Raw genomic sequence first — 18,540 nt, 5'->3', positions numbered from 1 at the left:
CAAAAGATCCTGTCAAAAAGCGCCGGAAACCCCGGCGCTTTTTTTTGCCCGTCTGTTTTGTTCCCGATGGGTTCAGGGACCCGGGTTGTAGCCTTGCAGACCATATGCGACACGCGCAATCAGCTATCAATATCGCAGCACCCTGGATTGGCGCCTGATACGCGGGTGAGACAATCCGGCCATGGAATTGCTGATTGTCTCCATCGCTTCGCTGATGGCCGGTTTTGTGGACTCGATCGTGGGCGGTGGTGGTCTTATCCTGGTGCCCGCCCTGTTTGCGGTATTTCCCACCACTCATCCCGCGACCCTTTTTGGCGTCAACAAGGGCGCTTCTATTTGGGGCACGGCCGTCGCCACCGCGCAATTTGCCCGCCGTGTCGATATGCGCTGGGCGGCCCTGCTGCCTGCGGCGGGTGCCGGTTTTGCCGGCTCACTGGCCGGAGCGTGGCTGGTAACGGTGGTTTCCGGCGGGTTTTTGAGGAAGGCCCTGCCCTTTGTGCTGGTGGCCGTGCTGGCGTACACGCTGGTGAAAAAAGACATGGGGCGGCATCACGCGCCGCGGTTTAGCGGCCGGACGGAAACCCTGGCCGCCTGTTGCATCGGGCTGGTGCTGGGCTTTTATGACGGCTTTTTCGGCCCGGGCACAGGCAGTTTTTTTGTCTTCCTGTTTGTTCGCTGGCTGGGGTACGACTTCCTGAACGCGTCGGCGTCGGCCAAACTCCTGAACACGGCGACCAATCTTGCAGCGCTGGGCCTGTTTGCGTACAAGGGCCATGTCTGGTGGCACTTCGCGCTGACCATGGCAGTCGCCAACGTGGTGGGTAGCCTGCTGGGCACGCGCCTGGCGCTCAAGCATGGCGCAGGTTTTGTGCGCCTGGTGTTCATCTTCGTGGTGAGCGCACTGATCCTCAAAACGGGCTTCGACGCCTTCCTGCGCCAGGCCTGAAAGCATGTGGGCGGGTGAACCCCTCGCAAAGGAATATCCCTTTCGAATATCCCATTCTTTTGCAGGTCAAAACGATAACTATTCGTATTCAAAAATACAATGTGGGCAGGTTTTACTCCAGCATTCAGAGGATTCATGCGCACCGCTTCCATTTACATACCCGCCCTCTCGCGCAGTTGCGCCCTGTTAGCTGCCGTGGTTTTCGCCGGCCAGGCGTTCGCCGCCGAAGAAGTCAACCTCTACACCACGCGGGAACCCGCCCTGATCCAGCCCCTGCTGGATGCGTTCAGCAAGGACAGCGGCGTGAAGGTCAATACAGTCTTCCTGAAGGACGGCATGCTGGAGCGTGTCAGGGCAGAGGGCGCACGTTCTCCGGCAGACGTGCTCATGGCCGTTGATATCGGCAACCTTGTCGATCTGGTTGACGGCGGCGTGACGCAAGCCGTCCGGTCCACCGTGCTTGAAAAGACACTGCCCGCCAACCTGCGCGACGCCAACGGCCAGTGGTTTGCCCTGTCGCAGCGCGACCGCGTGATCTACGTCCAGAAAGACGCCAGACTGGACAAGCTCACCTACGAAGACCTGGCCGACCCGAAATACAGGGGCAAGGTCTGCATACGCTCCGGCCAGCACCCCTACAACACGGCGCTGATCGCCGCCAAGATCGCGCATGATGGCGAAGCTGAAACCGAAAAGTGGCTGCGCGGCGTGAAAGCCAACCTGGGCCGCAAGGCTGGCGGTGGTGACCGTGACGTGGCGCGCGACATCCTGGGCGGCATCTGCGATATCGGCGTGGCCAATGCCTACTATGTGGGCCAGATGAAAAACTCGGCTGCCGGCAGCGACGGCCGCAAATGGGGTGACGCCATCAAGGTGATACGCCCGACGTTTGCCACCGTGAAAAGCGGCGGCGGCACGCACGTCAATATCTCGGGTGCAGCCGTCGCCAAAAATGCGCCCAACAGGGCCAACGCCGTCAAGCTGATCGAGTTCCTGGTCTCCGAGCCGGCCCAGAGCATGTATGCCAAAGGCAACTATGAGTACCCGATCCGCGCCAACGTGGCGCTCGACCCTGTCATGGCTGCCCTGGGCCCGCTGAAGACGGATGCCCTGCCTGTTGCAGAAATTGCCCGATACCGCAAGCAGGCCAGCCAGCTGGTGGACAAGGTCGGGTTCGACAATTGAGACGGCTCCCCACGCTGCAAGCCCGACGCACTGACCGCACGAGGGCCCTCTGCGCCTCCTGATGTCATGGCGGGGCGGCAGCGTCATGCTGCCGGCCGCTGCCTTGCTGGCCCTCATGGTGCTGACGCCGCTGGCCATGCTTGTGTGGTTTGCCCTGCAGGCCGATACAGCGCACTGGGCGCACCTGGCCAGCCATGTATTGCCCCAGGCGCTCGCCAACACCGCGCTGCTGCTGCTCGGAGTCGGCACACTGACCGCGCTGCTGGGCACGGGCAGCGCCTGGCTGGTCACGGCCTATGACTTCCCGGGCCGCCGCATGCTCTCATGGGCATTGCTGCTGCCGCTGGCAGTGCCCACCTATATCGTGGCTTATGCCTACCTCGACCTGCTGCACCCGATAGGCCCGGTCCAGACAGCGCTGCGGGCACTGCTGGGTTACGACAACCCGCGCCAGTTTCGCCTGCCGGATTTGCGCTCGCTGCAGGGCGCGATCTTTGTGCTCGGCTTTGTGCTCTACCCCTATGTGTACCTGAGCACCCGTGTCATGTTCATGAGTCAGGCGGCGAGCCTGCTGGAGGCCGCACGCACACTGGGCGCCACACGCCGCGAAACCTTCTTTCGTGTTGTGCTGCCCATGGCGCGCCCGGCCATCGCCGTGGGCCTGAGCCTGGCGTTGCTGGAAACACTCAACGACATAGGCGCCTCCGAATTTCTGGGCGTGCAGACGCTGACAGTTGCGGTCTACACCACCTGGATCACGCGCTCGGATCTCGGTGGTTCGGCGCAGATTGCGCTGGCCATGCTCATCATCGTTGTCGGCCTCATACTGCTGGAGCGCCATGGCCGCAAGCGCCAGCGCTTCTCGGGCACGCAGCGCATGCGGCCCATGCAGGCCACGCGGCTGCACGGCGCACAGGCGGCCCTGGCTTTCACACTGGGCGCCCTGCCCGTTTTCGTTGGCTTTTGCGCGCCCGCCGCCTACCTTGTCTCAGAAACCTTCAAGCGCCTGCACCTGACGGGCGGTGTGTCCGCACAACTGCTTGCAGGGCTGCGCAATACGCTGATCTTGGCGACGGCTGCAACCATACTCACCCTGCTGTGCGGCCTGGCCGTCGCATGGGCAGCAAGAACGCTGCGTTCGGGCAGTGGCTTTGATCCCGCACGCGCCTGCGCACGCATTGCCGGCCTTGGCTACGCAGTGCCCGGCACCGTTCTGGCAATAGGCCTGCTTATGCCCTTGCTGATGATAGACAGGGCCTGGGGGTTTGTTACCGGTCACGGCGGCCTGTTCCTCATGGGTTCCATGACCGCGCTGGTGATTGCCTATGCGATACGTTTTCTGGCCATTTCATCGGGCGGCATTGAAGCCGGCCTGACACGCATCCCGCCATCGCTGGAGCAGGCCTCGAGGCTGCTCGGTGAAACCGCAGCTGGAACATTGAGGCGCGTACACCTGCCGCTGCTGTGTCCGGCGCTGGCAGCGAGTGCGCTGCTGGTGTTTGTCGATGCCATGAAAGAATTGCCAGTAACGCTGCTGCTCAGACCCATGAATTTCGATACGCTGGCCACCTGGCTTTATGCAGATGCCGCGCGCGGCAGTTACGAAGAGGGCGCCGTAGCCGCGCTCGCCATCGTCGCTGCGGGGCTGCTTCCTGTGATACTGCTGGCACGCACCAACCTGAAAATGGGCCGATGACAACTCTTCTTGCACTTGAAAAAGTGCTTCTTGCCTACGACATGCCGGACGGCCTGCACGAGGTCGTCAGGGATTTCTCACTCGACCTTGCGCGCGGTGACATCGGCTGCCTGCTGGGCGCATCGGGCTGCGGAAAATCCACCGTGCTGCGGGCCATCGCCGGCTTTGAACCTGTACGCAGCGGCAGCATCTCACTCGACGGCGTACTGATTTCTTCACCCTCCCGCGTCGTCGCACCGGAGCTGCGCCGCGTCGGCATGATGTTCCAGGACTACGCGCTGTTCCCCCACCTGACCGTGGCGCAAAACGTGGCATTCGGCCTGCGTCGCCAGGACAGGGCCACACAACAAAAGCGCGTGGCCGAAATGCTTGAGCTGGTGGCGCTTGCAGAGGCAGGCGGGAGCTACCCGCACGAACTCTCTGGCGGGCAGCAGCAACGCGTCGCACTGGCACGTGCACTGGCCCCCGCGCCAGAACTGCTGCTGCTGGATGAACCGTTTTCAAACCTCGACGTTGACACGCGTGAGCATCTGGCCTTCGAGGTCCGGGACATCCTGCGCGCGACGCAGCACACGGCCATTCTGGTCACACACAACCAGGCGGAAGCCTTTGCCATCGCCGACAGAATAGGCATCATGTCTGCGGGGAAAATACGGCAATGGGATTCACCCTACAACCTGCACAACCACCCGCATGATGATTTTGTAAGGGATTTCATAAGGCGCGAAACCCTCACAACACTGCGTGAAGCCGCGTATCAACGGCGTCCACAAGCGAATTGCTAGCGCGGTACAGGCGACGCGAGACGGGCCACGGCCTGGGGCGGCGCCGGCACGGCAACTCGCGCTACAGCCGTTGCGGGCTGCCCGGCGGCAGATGAGGCAGCCGGCGCTGCCGCCTTCACCACATCGGGCGCTGGCGCACCATTGACGGCTGGCAGAAGCGCCGTCATCTCGGCAACGCGACGCGGCTTGCCAATGGGTGCGGCGGCCATGCCCTTTTGCACCGCAGCCATGTCTTCCTCGCTGGGGTAAAGGCCCATCAGCATGTAGTCAAACACGCGCCGTGCAATGGGTGCGGCAGCGCCCGCGCCCCAGCCCGCGTTCTCCACAATCACGGCCAGCGCGATTTTCGGGTCATCCGCAGGCGCCATGGCGATGTAAAGAGCGTGGTCGCGCTGGTGCTCTTCCATCTTGGCGCTGTTGTATTTGCCCTTGGCCGCCATGGTCACCGCCTGTGCCGTCCCGGTCTTGCCGCCGCTGAGGTAACCCGCACCGGCAAAGACCCGCGTCGAGGTGCCGCCCTGGGTCACGCCGAGCAGCGCCTTGCGGATGATGGCCACGTTTTCAGGCTTGTAACCCAGATCTTCTGCAGGAGCCATCGGAAGCGGGTGCATGACACGCGTGACCGGGTCCTGCGTGCCGATGACCAGGCGAGGCTTGTGCTTCACGCCGTTGTTCGCAATGATGGCCGTCGCCTGTGCCAGCTGCAGCATGGTGAAGCTGTTGTAGCCCTGGCCTATGCCCAGCGATATGGTTTCGCCTGCAAACCACTTCTGCTGCTCCTGCTTTTTGAAGTAGGCGCGCTTCCAGGCCTGGCTGGGCAAAATGCCGCGGACTTCGCCGTTGATGTCTATGCCCGTTGTCTGGCCAAAACCCAGCGGCTTCATGAAGTCATGGATGCTGTCCACGCCCATCTCGTTGGCCAGGGAATAGAAATACACGTTGCTGGACTCAACGATGGCGCGGTTCATGTCCATGATGCCGCCCTTCTCGTTTTCAGGGCTGCCAAAACGCCGGCCGCCAAACATGTAGAAGCCCGGGTCGTTGATCAGCGTGGTCGGTGAACGGGCGCCGGTCTGCAGGGCGGCCATGGCCATGAAGGGCTTGTAGGTGGAGCCCGGCGGGTAAGTGCCGCGCAAGGCACGGTTGAGCAAGGGCTTGTCTATCGACTCGTTGAGCGACTCCCAGCTCTCGGTGTCTATGCCATCCACAAACAGGTTGGGGTCAAAGGTCGGCTTGCTGACAAAGGCCAGGACATCGCCGGTCTTGGGGTCCAGCGCCACGAGTGCGCCGCGCCTGTCGCCGAACATGTCTTCCACCAGCTTTTGCAGCTTGATGTCCAGCGACAGCATGACGGTGTTACCGGGGGTCGCCGGGTTGGTGGCCAGCTTGCGCACTGCACGCCCGCCAGCCGAGGTCTCAACCTGCTCGACGCCCGTGGTGCCATGCAATTGCTGCTCGAAACTCTGCTCGACACCCAGCTTGCCTATGTAGTCGGTGCCGCGGTAATTGCCCTCGTCGTCGCCCTCTTCAATGGCTTCCTTTTCAGTCTGGTTGATGCGGCCGATATAACCCACCACATGGCTGCCGAGCTCCCCATAGGGGTAGTTGCGAAACAGCCGGGCCTTGATGTCAACCCCCGGAAAGCGGAAACGCTGCGCAGCAAACCGGGCGACCTCTTCGTCGGTCAGGCGCGTGCGTATCGGCAGCGATTCGAAATTCTTGGATTCTTCGCGCAGGCGCTTGAACCGGCGCTTGTCGCGCAGCTGGATGTCAACGACTTTCTCAAGTGCAGCGATGGTCTCCTCAAGGTTATCGACCCTGGAGGGCGTGATTTCCAGCGTATAGGCAGAGTAGTTGGTGGCCAGCACCACGCCGTTGCGGTCAAGAATCAGCCCGCGATTCGGCACGATGGGAACCACCGCCGTCCGGTTGTTCTCGGCCTGCTCGTTCAGGTCGGCGTGGCGATAGACCTGCAGGTAAACCAGGCGCGCACCCAGCAACGAAAACGCAAACAGCACAGCCACGCTCGCCACCAGTACACGCGCACGAAAGCGCGACAGGTCAGCTTCAACATTGCGAAGCTCAGTCATGATCCGAAGTGCCTCCACGGCCGGCACTCCCTTCAATGCAAGCAGGGGCCGCGGAACTGGCTCTGCCAGGCCGCAGGCTCGGCCACCCCGTCGAGGGGCAGAGAGCTACATGCCGTAAGCGAACGTGGGGGCTCATAAAGGTCTATTCTCATCCGGATTGGGCGCGCGGCGCTGCGGCACCAGCAGCAGCACACTCACCACCGGCCAGAGCAGGGCCTCAAGCACCGGCGCCAGCACGATCAGCCAGCCGGGAAACATGCCGCCACCCACCATGCGGATGATGATTTCCACGCCATGTGCAATGGCAAACAGCGGCAGCACCTGCAGCGCCTGTGACGGGACGGGAAACCACAGCAGGCGCCTGTGGATCATGGTCGCAAAAAAGCTCAGGGCCGTGTACGACAGCGCGTGCTGTCCCATCAGCGAGGACTGGTGCACATCCATGCCCAGCCCGAACATGAAGGCCACGCCTATGCCTATGCGCAGCGGCTGGTGCACATTCCAGAACACCAGCACCAGCGCCAGAAAGTCCGGCATCCAGGGCGTGCGCCCCAGCGGCAGCATGTCAAGCAGCAGGGCCGCGATGAGGCTGCACCAGATGAACACCGGGTTGGCGGGCAACAGCAGTTGCTGGCCTGATCGCATGATCATGTTGTCAATCCTTTCATGCTCATCGGGCGGCACCCTTTTTGCCGGCAACCGGCGCCTCGGCCGTGGCTTCCGGCCTTGGCGGTATCTGGCCGGACACGGGCTTGACCACCATCACATGGCGGGCTGCCGTCACAAGCGCCTGCGGGGTGCAATAGATTTTTGCAAATGCAGATTCGGCACGCCGCTCGATACGGGTGATTTTTGCCACCGGCAGCCCGGGCGGGTAAACGCCGTCGACGCCGCTGGTCGTGAGCAGGTCGCCTTCCTTCACATCCGAATTGCTGCCCATGAAGCGAAGCTCAAGCCCGCTGCCGCCGGCAGAGGGATCCCCATAGGCAACGCTTCGTGCGCCTGTACGTGCATTGAGCACCGGAATGGCGAGGTCGCGGTCATTGACCAGCGTCACCTCGCTGACCAGGGGATGAACGCGCGTGACCTGGCCCAGAACACCGGCTTCATCAAGCACCGGCGAGCCGAGGTCAACGCCCTGCAGCATGCCCTTGCCGATGATGACCTTGCGCGTGTATGGGTCGGCAGCGTCATAAAGAACTTCGGCAGCCATCACCGATGTGGCCAGCTGTTCGCGCAGCCCCAGCAGTTTGCGCAGCCGGTCGTTTTCCTGCAGCAGCTGTTCGACCTGGCCGGCGCGCAGCGATTGCAGCGCGAGTTTTTTGCGCGCTTCCTCGCTGCTCGAATTGGCCTGGCTCAGGCTGGTGAAATATTCGCTGGTACCGCGCACGGCACGCACGGGTTGCAGGGCCAGCCACTGCACCGGGTAAAGCGCCGTAGCCAGCACGGCACGCACCGGCTGCGTGATGCGAAAACGTGTGTCGGCGACCATCAGGAACAGCGCCAGGGCGCTGAAGAACATCAGCTTGGACAGCGCCGAAGGTCCCTGCTTGAAGAAGGATGGCGGCGATCTGTCCAGGGTTCCTAAAGGCATGAATCGTCAGGTCGGTTGGAGACCTGGGGCGGGATTATTCCGATGTGAAGATGGAGCCAAGGCGGTCCATACGCTCCAGCGCCATGCCGCAACCGCGCACCACACAGGTCAGCGGCTCTTCAGCCACCAGTACCGGCAGGCCGGTTTCCTCGGCGAGCAGGCGGTCCAGGTCGCGCAGCAGGGCGCCACCGCCGGTGAGCATCATGCCGCGGTCGGCAATATCTGCGCCGAGTTCAGGCGGCGTCTGCTCAAGCGCGTTCTTCACGGCGCTGACGATGTTGTTGAGCGGGTCGGTCAGGGCTTCGAGGATTTCATTGCTGGAAATCGTGAAGCTCCGCGGCACGCCTTCCGAAAGGTTGCGGCCCTTGACTTCCATTTCCTTGACTTCAGAACCAGGGAAGGCAGAACCAATGTTTTTCTTGATGGCTTCAGCAGTGGGCTCGCCAATCAGCATGCCGTAGTTGCGGCGTATGTAGTTGATGATGGCTTCGTCGAAACGGTCGCCGCCCACACGGACGCTGCCCTTGTAGACCATGCCACCCAGGGAAATGACGCCGACTTCGGTCGTGCCACCGCCGATATCCACCACCATGGAGCCGCTGGCTTCAGACACCGGCAGGCCGGCACCAATGGCAGCCGCCATGGGCTCTTCGATCAGGTACACGTCGGAAGCGCCAGCGCCGAGCGCGCTCTCGCGAATCGCGCGGCGCTCGACCTGGGTGGAGCCGCAGGGCACGCAAATGATGATGCGCGGGCTGGGCTTGAAGAAGCTGCGCGGGTGAACCATCTTGATGAACTGCTTGAGCATCTGCTCGGTGACGGTGAAGTCGGCAATCACGCCGTCCTTCATCGGGCGTATCGCCTCGATGTTGCCGGGCACCTTGCCCAGCATGGCCTTGGCTTCGTGGCCCACGGCCTGTATGGTTTTTTTGCCTTGCGGGCCTCCTTCGTGGCGGATGGCGACGACTGAGGGTTCGTCAAGGACGATGCCGCGGTCTCTTACATAAATCAGGGTGTTGGCAGTGCCGAGGTCAATAGCCAGGTCGGTTGAAAAATACCGACGGAATGCTTCAAACATATTCAGAAGTCCGGTTGGGGCATGGGCAAACTTCGTTGCCCTATCGCCTTTTTATGATTGATCGATGACTGGTAAGGGAAGGGGACACTGGAAAACAGGTTTCAAGCCTTTAAAAAACGCCTAAAGAGTGCATCCCGCCCTGATTTCACACCAAAGGCGGGATAATAACGCATCCCCTTTTCACCAATGGCCATTATCAGGCGCATTGCCCCATCTTTACACCCCGTTTCAGCTTGATTTTTCAGCTCATTTATTCATGGCACTGACACCCCAGGAAATTGCAAGAGTCGCCAATCTGGCCCGGCTTGAATTGCGCCCCGACGAAACCGAGCGTGTGCTGACCCAGCTCAACGGCTTTTTTACGCTGGTCGATCAGATGGACGCCGTCAACACCGACGGCGTCGAGCCGCTGGCACATCCCGCGGCGGTGCTGGGCGATGTCGCCCTGCGCCTGCGCGACGATATCGCCAGCGAGCCCAACCAGCGCGAGGCCAGCCAGGTCAGTGCGCCGGCTGTCGAACGTGGCCTGTTTCTCGTGCCCAGGGTGATCGAATGAGCGCCAACCTGCATGATCTGGGCGTGGCGCAGCTCGCCGCAAAACTGGCTGCCAAAGAGATCTCAAGCGTCGAGGTGACGCAGCACTTCCTCTCGCGCATCAAGGCACAGGACGCGCTGGGCGCCTTCCTCGCGACAGACAACGATGTATCACTGGCTCAGGCCAAAGCCGCCGATGCGCGCATCGCTGCCGGCGAGCGTACTCCTTTGCTTGGCGTGCCGCTGGCGCACAAGGACGTTTTTGTAACCCGCGACTTCCCGACCACCGCCGGCTCAAAAATGCTGGAGAACTACCGCAGCCCGTTCGACGCCACCGTCGTCGGCAGGCTCGCAGCATCGGGCATGGTCACGCTGGGCAAACTCAACTGCGATGAATTCGCCATGGGCTCGGGCAACGAAAACAGTGCGTACAAGCCGGTGCAAAACCCCTGGGATGTCACGCGCATTCCGGGCGGCTCATCGGGCGGCTCTGCAGCAGCCATCGCAGCCGGGCTGGCGCCTGCGGCCACTGGCACAGATACCGGTGGCTCGATTCGCCAGCCCGCATCACTGACAGGCATTACTGGTATCAAACCCACCTACGGTCGTTGTTCGCGTTACGGCATGGTGGCTTATGCCTCCAGCCTGGACCAGGCCGGCCCCATGGCACGCAGCGCGCTGGATTGCGCCCTGCTGCTTTCCGCCATGGCCGGCCCCGACCTGGACCGTGACTCGACCTCGCTGGACCTTCCGGTTACCGACTACGCGGCCGGCTTGACCACCAACGCCAGCAGCGCCATCCCGCTCAAGGGCCTGCGCATCGGCTTGCCAAAGCAGTTTTTCGGAGCCGGTTGTGCAGAAGACGTCATCAAGGCCGTGCGCGCCGCGCTGGCTGAATTTGAAAAGCTGGGCGCCACGCTGGTTGATGTGGATTTGCCGCTGACCGAACTGTCGATTCCCGTGTACTACGTGATTGCACCCGCCGAGGCCAGCAGCAACCTGAGCCGTTTTGACGGCGTACGTTACGGTCACCGCGCTGCAAACTACAGCGGCCTGACCGACATGTACAAGAAGTCGCGCTCCGAAGGTTTTGGCGATGAGGTCACACGCCGCATCATGATTGGCACCTATGTGCTGTCACACGGCTACTACGACGCCTACTACCTCAAGGCGCAAAAAATCCGCCGCCTGATTGCAGAGGATTTTCAGAAGGCCTTCACGCAGTGCGACATCATTGCCGGCCCGGTATCACCTACCGTCGCCTGGAAGATTGGCGAAAATTCCAGTGACCCGGTCGCCAACTATCTGGCCGACATCTACACGCTGTCGTCCAGCCTCGCGGGCCTGCCCGGCATGAGCGTGCCTGCCGGTTTGGGCGCACACGGCATGCCCGTCGGCCTGCAGCTGATTGGCAACTACTTCAAGGAAGCGCAACTGCTGGGCACGGCCCACCAGTTCCAGCTGGCGACCGACTGGCACCAGCGCAAGCCCCAGGGCATTTGAGTGATTTGACATGAGCCAGACCCAAACCATCGCGAACCCCTTTGCCCAAATGCAGGTCGGACGGCCCACCGGGCCGCTGGTGCAGGGCTATGAAGTCATCATCGGCTTCGAGACCCACACCCAGCTGACCACGCAATCAAAAATCTTCAGCCGCGCATCAACATCGTTCGGCGCCGAGCCCAACACCAATGCTTCGGCGGTTGACTTTGCACTGCCCGGCGCACTGCCGGTGATGAACAAGGGCGCTGTGCAACGCGCCATCGAGTTTGGCCTGGCCGTCGGTGCGCACATTGCCGAGAGCAGTGTGTTTGCACGCAAGAATTATTTCTACCCCGACCTGCCCAAGGGCTACCAGATCAGCCAGTTCGAGATACCCGTTGTGCAGGGCGGCAGCGTGGAGTTTTTCCTCGACGGTGAAAAGAAAGCAGTGCGCCTGGTACGAGCGCACCTTGAAGAAGACGCCGGCAAATCGCTGCACGAAGACTTCGTCGGTATGAGCGGCATTGACCTGAACCGCGCAGGTACACCGTTACTTGAGATCGTGACCGAGCCCGACATGCGTTCATCTGCAGAGGCCGTGGCCTATGCCAAAGAGCTGCACAAGATCGTCACCTGGATAGGCATCTGCGACGGCAACATGCAGGAAGGCAGCTTTCGCTGCGATGCCAACGTCTCCGTGCGCAAGCCCGGCGCACCCCTGGGCACACGCCGCGAGATCAAGAACCTGAACAGCTTCAGGTTCATGCAGCAGGCGATTGACTTTGAAGTGCGCTGGCAGATCGAACAGATTGAAGACGGCAAGGCCATTGAGCAGGCGACCGTGCTGTTCGACCCCGATACCGGCGAAACGCGTGCTATGCGCACCAAGGAAGACGCGGCCGATTACCGCTACTTCCCGGACCCCGATTTGCCGCCACTGGTGATTGGCCGTGACTGGGTTGAGAAGACGCGCTCTGAAATGAGTGAATTGCCGCGGGTGATGGCGGCGCGTTTTGTGGCCGACTATGGCTTGCCTGAATACGATGCCGGCCAGTTAACGCAGGGCAAAGCCACCGCAGCTTATTTTGAAGCCGTTGCCGATGCCAGCAAGCAACCCAAGCTGGCCAGCAACTGGGTCATGGGCGAGTTGTCAAAACGTCTGAATGCAGAAGAGAAGTCCATCGAATCTTCCACGGTAGATGCCGCCCAGCTGGCCAGCCTCATCATGCGGATTGCCGATGGCACCATCTCCAACAACGCCGCGAAACAGGTGTTTGATGCGCTGTGGACAGGCGAAGGCCAGGACGTTGACGCTGTCATCGAAGCCAAAGGCCTCAAGCAGATGAACGACAGCGGCGAACTCGAAAAAATCATCGATGATGTTCTCGCCGCCAACGCGAAGAACGTCGAAGAGGTGAAGGCCGGCAATGCCAAGGCGATGAATGCACTGGTCGGCCAGGCTATGAAAGCCACCAAGGGCAAGGCCAACCCGGCGCAGGTCAACGAGCTGCTGAAGAAAAAGCTGGGCTGAGAACTCCCTTGTCATCCCGGACTTGATCCGGGATCCATCCCCGGCTGCAGTGGCATCAGGACACGGGGTCATGGATTGCGGATCGAGTCCGCAATGACAGCCAAGCCATGCACCCACTGCATACCTAGTAGTCCAGGGCGAGGCTAGGCCATCCGTCACCCCGCTCCTAGAATTTGGCAACACCCCAGTCCAGGAGCTTTCATGACCGCCTACCAGCACATCACCGTCACGCCATCGTCACCGCACATCGGTGCAGAGATCGGCAACATCGACCTCACCAAACCCCTGTCTGACGCTGAAGTGGCCGAACTCAAGCGCGCCTTCCTCGAACGCCAGGTGATCTTTTTCCGCGAGCAGAAAATCAGCTTTGAAGACCAGATCCGCGTGGCCAGTTACTTCGGCCCCCTTGGCAAGCACGTCGGCGTCAACACCATCAGCAAGCCGACCGACCACCCGCTGGTGCGCCGCTTTCACTACGACGAAACCTCCAAACGCATCTCGGGTGAGAACTGGCACAGCGACCAGTCCTGTGCGGCCGTTCCGCCTTTGGGCAGCATGCTCTACAACCACACCGTCCCGCCGGATGGCGGCGGCGACACCATGTTTGCCAGCATGTACTCGGCCTATGACGCGCTGTCGCCGAAGATGAAGCAGTACCTCGATGGCATGACCGCTACCCATGACGGCACGCGCGTCTTCGGCCCGGGCACGCCGATCTCGGTGCACCCGGTGATCACGCAGCACCCCGAGACCGGCAAAAAACTGATCTACGTGAACACCGACTTCACCTCGCACATCAACGAGGTGTCGCGCGAGGAGAGCCGGCACATCCTGCAGTTTCTCTACGACCACTGCGGCCGCATGGAATGGACCTGCCGCTTCCGCTGGCGCGCGCATTCCATTGCCTTCTGGGACAACCGCTGCGCCCACCACAAGGCGATCTGGGATTACTGGCCTGCCGTGCGCTCCGGCTTTCGTGTGCAGATCGAGGGCACGGCTGCACCCATCGCCGGCTAGGTTTGCCAGCTACAGGCCGTGCGGCACCAGCCGGCCAAACAACTCGCGGATGATGTCCAGCGTGATGCGGTGAAGCGCCGAAGGCCGCTGCCGCAGCGGTGTTGCCAGCGAGAGCGTGGTCGTCATGGCCGGCTCGGTGACGGGCACGGCTGACAGCGTCTGCGACCAGCGCCCGGCCTTCAGCACGATGGCCGATGCCACCGTGTGGCCAAAGCCCTCCTGCACCAGTTCCAGGATGGTCTCGACGCCATCAATGTCGTGCGCCACGTTCAGCTTGACGCCGTTTTTGGTGGCCTGGGCCTCCACGATGGAGCGCAGCGGGTGCGGCGCGCTCGGGAAGATCATCGGCAACTTCGCCAGTTCGTCAAACGGAATCGATGCGCGCGCGTCTTCAGGCCGGCCAAGCGGCGCAATCAGGCACAGCGCATCCATCAGCACCGGCTCGATGTTGATTAGTGAGGACGGCGCCTGGTCGTGCAGCACCGCGGCGTCAACCCGTTCGACAAGAATCATCTCGTGAAGGCTGCGCGACAGACCTTCCACAATCGACAGCTGCGCCATCGGAAAACGCGCAGTGAAGGCCCGCACCAGCGGCACCGTCAGGATGCGCGCCAGCGAAGGCGTCAGCCCCAGCACAAAACGGCCCGTCAGTTCGGTTTCGCTGGCGGCCTTGACCTGCGTCGCCAGCTCCAGCTGGTGCAGCACGCTCTTGGCAATCAGCAAGAAATTCTGCCCGTCGTCGGTCAGTGAAATGCCGCGCCCATGGCGATAAAAAAGGTGGCGGTGCAGCTCGACTTCCAGACGGCGGATCTGCCGGCTCAGGAAGGGCTGGGTCACCTCCAGCACGGCTGCTGCGCGCGAGAAGCTGCCGTGCGCGGCGACCTGTACAAAATAGTTGAGTTGGCTGAGTTCCACGTTGGCGTCCTGATCCGCCGGACATTAACACGGCGCCTCCGGGGTCGTATGCACTGAGGGCATAACTGCTAGTGAGGCACACGACCAGCCATGCGGCCACAAGGGGCGAAAACCCGCTTGCAGACGCGCGGCGTGGAGCGAAACTTGCATCGCTGAATGCATCGCAACGCCCTGGAGCCCCTCATGAAGAAACCACTGTCCCGAATCATTGCCGCCATCGCTGTGGCGACCACCACACTGGCCGCACCGCTGCTGGCCACAGCACAGGCCTTCCCGGCCAAGCCGATACGCATCATCGTGCCGTTTGCGGCCGGCGGCTCATCCGACCTGCTGGCGCGCGCCGTCGCCCGCAGCATGTCCGAAGGGCTCAAGGGCCCGGTGGTGGTCGAGAACAAGCCCGGCGCCGGCGGCGTGATTGCCATGGAAGCCGTGGCCCAGGCCCCCGCCGACGGCTACACGCTGCTGTTCGCCACCAACGGCACGCACAGCATAGGCCCGGCGCTTTACCCGGCACGCAAGATTGACCCGGTGAAAGACCTCGCGCCTGTCGGCCTGCTGCACACGCTGCCCAACGTCCTGCTGATCAACCCCAAGGTGCCGGTCAAAAATGTGGGCGAGCTCATCGCCTACGCCAAAGCCCACCCGCGCCAGCTCAACTTTGCGTCCGCAGGCAACGGCTCGGCCTCACACCTGTTTGGCGAACTGTTCCAGATTTCTGCCGGCATCGACATGGTTCATGTGCCCTACAAGGGCGGCAGCGCGGCCGTACCCGACCTGATCTCCGGCCAGGTGTCGATGATGCTGGAGACCATTCCGAATGCGCTGGCGCAGGTTCGCGGCGGCAAGCTCACGGCACTGGCCGTGACCTCCGGCAAGCGCTCATCGGCCGCCCCCGATATTCCGACCATTGCCGAATCGGGTCTGCCCGGTTTTGACGCCAGTTCGTGGACGGGTCTGTCAGCGCCGCTGGCAACACCCAGGGCCGTCATCGCCATCCTGAACGCTGAAACCGTGCGCATCGCCAAAGACCCGGCCTACCTGGAGATCCTCAAGACACTGGGCACCGACGCCACCAGCTCTACACCGGAAGGCTTTGACGCCTACACGCGCAAGGACATTGCCAAATGGACCGAGGTGGTGAAGAAAGCCAAAGTCCAGGTTGACTGACGCAGGTGCCGGCAGGATAAGGTTTTTGGTGGCGGCACCGGCCCGCCGCAAGCGTTCCAGGGTCAGCCGTCAGTATTTGGCAGCAGCAGCGGCCGCTGGCACGCTCGATGCGGCCCACAACGGCCTGAGCCTGGCAAGCTCTTCGTCAAAACGCGCGTTGACGCGCTTTTTCTCGCTCTCCTGATCGGCGATGACCCGCTTTTGTGAGGCGATGCTCATCTCGTTTTCGTCCACCCTGCGCCGCAGCGAAGGTGGTGCACGTCCCGGGTCCTTGCTGTAGAACTCCATGTCGGCGTTGATGGCCTTGCGTTGCTCGGTGAGTTCCTGGACGCGCCTGGCTGCCGTCTTCATCGCCTCCTCGACCTGTACCAGCGCCACGGCGCGCTCCCTGTCGTGCGCCGGCTTGTTGGGATAACGTTGCAGCAACGCCCGCTCCCGTTTTTTCTCTTCCGCCGCCTGGGCCCGGGCCTCGGCAGCGGCTTTTTCCTTCTCCTCGGCGGCGGTACGTTCGGCGGCCGTCAACTGGGGCTGAATCACGCGCCTGACAGCACCGGAGGTCGGGGAGATTTCCTGCTGGGTGCGGTCCATGCACTCTGCTATCGGGCGGTCAGACGTGATCTTGCGGCCCTTGCTGTCCACGCAGGTGAATACGCCCTGGGCCAGGGCTCCGCCAGACGCCAGCATCAGCAGCGCGCACCCGGAAGTCAAAAACAAGGTTGCAGAAAAAACCAAAGGAAGCCTCATTCCACGCCGTATCGTTCCCTGTATGCCAAAACCGCCTTGTAATGACCGCCAAGCGAAGCGTTGACGACGTCGCTGCCACCTTGCGCTGCCAGATACTGAAGCAAGTCGGTCAGGCGGGCAATCGAGCACACATGCAGACCCAACTGATTTGTGACATATTGCACAGCGCTGTAATCCACGTCAAGACCGTTTTCGGTCGCTTTTTCCTGCCGGTCGAGCGCAATAGCCACGGCATGGGGGGTGGCGCCGGCCGCCTTGATGATGGCAATTGACTCCCGGGCGGCTGTGCCGGCTGACATCACATCATCAATGATCAGCACCCGGCCCCTGACCGGCGCGCCGACCAGCGAACCGCCTTCGCCGTGGTCCTTGGCCTCCTTGCGGTTGTAGGCGAATGGCATGTTACGGCCCAGCCTTGCCATTTCGACCGCCACTGCTGCCGCGAGGGGAATGCCCTTGTAGGCCGGCCCGAAAATCATGTCGAACTGCAGGCCCGTGGTCTTCTCTTCGATCAGCAATTGCTGCGCATAAAATTGCGCCAGGCGGCCCAGCTTGGCGCCGTCGTCGAACAGGCCCGCGTTGAAAAAGTAGGGGCTCAGGCGCCCCGCCTTGGTCTTGAACTCGCCAAACCGCAGCACCCCGGACTCGACCGCAAACTGCACAAACTCAAGTGCCAGCTGGCTGTCAGCTTTCGGGACTGTATCGTTGTTTTTTTGCCCTGGCGCTGCCGTTGGGGTGCTCATTGGAGATGTCCTTGTTTAAATTGACCAGCCTGAACCTCAACGGCATCCGTTCCGCGACCAGCAAGGGCCTCGAAGAATGGCTTGCGAAATCCATGCCGGATTGTATTTGCGTGCAGGAGCTCAAGGCCCAGGCCGCCGACATCAGCGAGCGTTTTGAGGAAATGGCGGGGCTGAAAGGGCATTTTCACTTTGCCGAGAAGAAGGGCTACTCCGGCGTCGCCGTCTACACAAAACACGAGCCCAGCGACGTCATCGTCGGCTACGGCTCGAGCGAATTCGACGCCGAAGGCCGGTATGTCGAACTGCGTTTTGACCGCCCGGGCCGCAAAAACCTGCCCAAGCTCTCCATCATCAGCGCCTATTTTCCGAGTGGTTCATCCGGCGAGGAGCGGCAGGCCGCCAAGTTCCGCTTCCTGGCCGAGTTTTATCCCTACCTGCTGAACCTGAAAAAAGACCGCGACTTCGTGCTCTGCGGCGACATCAATATCGCACACCAGGAAATCGACCTGAAGAACTTCAAGGGCAACAGGAAGAACAGCGGCTTTCTGCCTGAAGAACGCGCCTGGATGACGGAACTGCTGCGCCTTGAAGAGGCAAAAGAAGCTGCCGAAGACGCAGAAGAGGCCAACAAGGCAGCCGACGAACTGACCAGCCCCGGCGGCGGCGTGGTCGACGTCTACCGCAAGCTGCAGCCGACAACCACCGACGAAGCCTATACCTGGTGGAGCAACCGCGGCCAGGCCTATGCCAAGAATGTGGGATGGCGGCTGGACTACCACCTGGCCACGCCCGCGATGGCGGCGCTCGCCAAAACCGAACACATCTTCCGCGAACAGCGCTTTTCCGACCACGCGCCCATCACCGTCGACTACGACTTCCAGCTCTGAACTGGCGCACTTCGCTGTTGTAGCAACAGCGAAGGCCGCGCAAATCCCCTTCCGGTTACGCTGCCAAACGCGTACCATCGGTCTGTAACAGGGAGTTACAGTGTGTGCACAGGGAAATGATCTCCTGGCTGCGCATCGCACCATAA

The 18,540-nt window shown here is 61.9% G+C and carries 17 protein-coding genes; 10 read left to right on the top strand and 7 right to left on the bottom strand.

Going from position 1 to position 18,540, the window contains the following annotated elements; all coding sequences use genetic code 11:
• Nucleotides 1-181: 181 nt before the first annotated feature.
• From HYX42_RS16605 to HYX42_RS16590, 4 genes are all read left to right on the top strand, one after another.
• The gene (locus HYX42_RS16605; protein WP_293405035.1) at nucleotides 182-946 is read left to right on the top strand and encodes a TSUP family transporter; all 765 of its coding nucleotides are present in this window, start codon (nucleotides 182-184) and stop codon (nucleotides 944-946) included.
• Nucleotides 947-1,081: 135 nt separating this feature from the next.
• On the top strand, nucleotides 1,082-2,131 hold the full coding sequence (locus tag HYX42_RS16600; RefSeq protein ID WP_293405033.1) for a Fe(3+) ABC transporter substrate-binding protein: 1,050 nt from the start codon (nucleotides 1,082-1,084) through the stop codon (nucleotides 2,129-2,131).
• Between the two features lie 61 nt (nucleotides 2,132-2,192).
• Nucleotides 2,193-3,827 (top strand): iron ABC transporter permease, encoded by a 1,635-nt coding sequence (locus HYX42_RS16595; protein WP_293405032.1) that lies wholly within the window; start codon nucleotides 2,193-2,195, stop codon nucleotides 3,825-3,827.
• Nucleotides 3,824-4,612, top strand: coding sequence for an ABC transporter ATP-binding protein (locus HYX42_RS16590; protein ID WP_293405030.1), 789 nt, complete (start codon nucleotides 3,824-3,826; stop codon nucleotides 4,610-4,612). Before HYX42_RS16595 ends, HYX42_RS16590 begins: the two co-directional genes overlap by 4 nt.
• Here the strand turns inward: HYX42_RS16590 and mrdA are convergent.
• The 4 genes from mrdA to HYX42_RS16570 form a co-directional block, all read right to left on the bottom strand.
• The gene (gene mrdA / locus HYX42_RS16585) at nucleotides 4,609-6,702 is read right to left on the bottom strand and encodes a penicillin-binding protein 2 (RefSeq protein WP_293405028.1); all 2,094 of its coding nucleotides are present in this window, start codon (nucleotides 6,700-6,702) and stop codon (nucleotides 4,609-4,611) included. The genes HYX42_RS16590 and mrdA overlap by 4 nt on opposite strands.
• Nucleotides 6,703-6,834: 132 nt before the next feature.
• Complete coding sequence (gene mreD / locus HYX42_RS16580; RefSeq protein WP_293405026.1) at nucleotides 6,835-7,353, bottom strand: rod shape-determining protein MreD; 519 nt, start codon at nucleotides 7,351-7,353, stop codon at nucleotides 6,835-6,837.
• Nucleotides 7,354-7,372: 19 nt separating this feature from the next.
• Nucleotides 7,373-8,296, bottom strand: coding sequence for a rod shape-determining protein MreC (gene mreC, locus HYX42_RS16575; protein WP_293405024.1), 924 nt, complete (start codon nucleotides 8,294-8,296; stop codon nucleotides 7,373-7,375).
• Between the two features lie 34 nt (nucleotides 8,297-8,330).
• Nucleotides 8,331-9,374, bottom strand: a complete 1,044-nt coding sequence (locus HYX42_RS16570) for a rod shape-determining protein (protein ID WP_293405021.1) — start codon at nucleotides 9,372-9,374, stop codon at nucleotides 8,331-8,333.
• Between the two features lie 256 nt (nucleotides 9,375-9,630).
• On the opposite strand from HYX42_RS16570, the gene gatC reads away from it, so the two are divergent.
• The 4 genes from gatC (at nucleotide 9,631) to HYX42_RS16550 (ending at nucleotide 13,938) form a co-directional block, all read left to right on the top strand.
• Nucleotides 9,631-9,930: an Asp-tRNA(Asn)/Glu-tRNA(Gln) amidotransferase subunit GatC gene (gene gatC, locus HYX42_RS16565; protein ID WP_293405019.1), complete on the top strand. Its 300-nt coding sequence runs from the start codon at nucleotides 9,631-9,633 to the stop codon at nucleotides 9,928-9,930.
• Nucleotides 9,927-11,411 carry an Asp-tRNA(Asn)/Glu-tRNA(Gln) amidotransferase subunit GatA gene (gene gatA / locus HYX42_RS16560; RefSeq protein ID WP_293405017.1) on the top strand — a complete coding sequence of 495 codons (1,485 nt, stop codon included), beginning with the start codon at nucleotides 9,927-9,929 and terminating at the stop codon, nucleotides 11,409-11,411. The genes gatC and gatA overlap by 4 nt, the downstream gene beginning before the upstream one ends.
• A 49-nt stretch (nucleotides 11,412-11,460) precedes the next feature.
• Nucleotides 11,461-12,921 carry an Asp-tRNA(Asn)/Glu-tRNA(Gln) amidotransferase subunit GatB gene (gatB, locus tag HYX42_RS16555; RefSeq protein ID WP_293405446.1) on the top strand — a complete coding sequence of 487 codons (1,461 nt, stop codon included), beginning with the start codon at nucleotides 11,461-11,463 and terminating at the stop codon, nucleotides 12,919-12,921.
• Between the two features lie 201 nt (nucleotides 12,922-13,122).
• Nucleotides 13,123-13,938, top strand: a complete 816-nt coding sequence (locus tag HYX42_RS16550) for a TauD/TfdA family dioxygenase (protein WP_293405015.1) — start codon at nucleotides 13,123-13,125, stop codon at nucleotides 13,936-13,938.
• A gap of 9 nt (nucleotides 13,939-13,947) precedes the next feature.
• On the opposite strand, the gene HYX42_RS16545 is transcribed toward HYX42_RS16550, so the two are convergent.
• On the bottom strand, nucleotides 13,948-14,853 hold the full coding sequence (locus HYX42_RS16545; RefSeq protein ID WP_293405013.1) for a LysR substrate-binding domain-containing protein: 906 nt from the start codon (nucleotides 14,851-14,853) through the stop codon (nucleotides 13,948-13,950).
• 183 nt (nucleotides 14,854-15,036) lie between these two features.
• Here HYX42_RS16545 and HYX42_RS16540 point away from each other — a divergent pair, with 183 nt between their 5' ends.
• On the top strand, nucleotides 15,037-16,020 hold the full coding sequence (locus tag HYX42_RS16540) for a tripartite tricarboxylate transporter substrate binding protein (RefSeq protein WP_293405012.1): 984 nt from the start codon (nucleotides 15,037-15,039) through the stop codon (nucleotides 16,018-16,020).
• A 69-nt stretch (nucleotides 16,021-16,089) separates the two neighbouring features.
• Here HYX42_RS16540 and HYX42_RS16535 read toward each other — a convergent pair whose 3' ends face one another.
• Together HYX42_RS16535 and pyrE are read right to left on the bottom strand one after the other, a co-directional pair.
• Complete coding sequence (locus tag HYX42_RS16535) at nucleotides 16,090-16,728, bottom strand: DUF4124 domain-containing protein (RefSeq protein ID WP_293405010.1); 639 nt, start codon at nucleotides 16,726-16,728, stop codon at nucleotides 16,090-16,092.
• Between the two features lie 32 nt (nucleotides 16,729-16,760).
• A complete protein-coding gene (gene pyrE, locus HYX42_RS16530) occupies nucleotides 16,761-17,507 on the bottom strand; it encodes an orotate phosphoribosyltransferase (protein ID WP_293405009.1) in 747 nt (248 codons plus the stop codon).
• Between the two features lie 11 nt (nucleotides 17,508-17,518).
• Between pyrE and HYX42_RS16525 the strand changes: the two genes are divergently transcribed.
• The gene (locus HYX42_RS16525) at nucleotides 17,519-18,394 is read left to right on the top strand and encodes an exodeoxyribonuclease III (protein ID WP_293405007.1); all 876 of its coding nucleotides are present in this window, start codon (nucleotides 17,519-17,521) and stop codon (nucleotides 18,392-18,394) included.
• Nucleotides 18,395-18,540 lie beyond the last annotated feature (146 nt).

It is taken from the genome of Polaromonas sp. (assembly GCF_016185115.1).
GTDB lineage: Bacteria > Pseudomonadota > Gammaproteobacteria > Burkholderiales > Burkholderiaceae_C > Polaromonas.
Note: the sequence above shows the minus strand (reverse complement) of the source record. Positions and strands in the feature narration are given on the sequence as shown.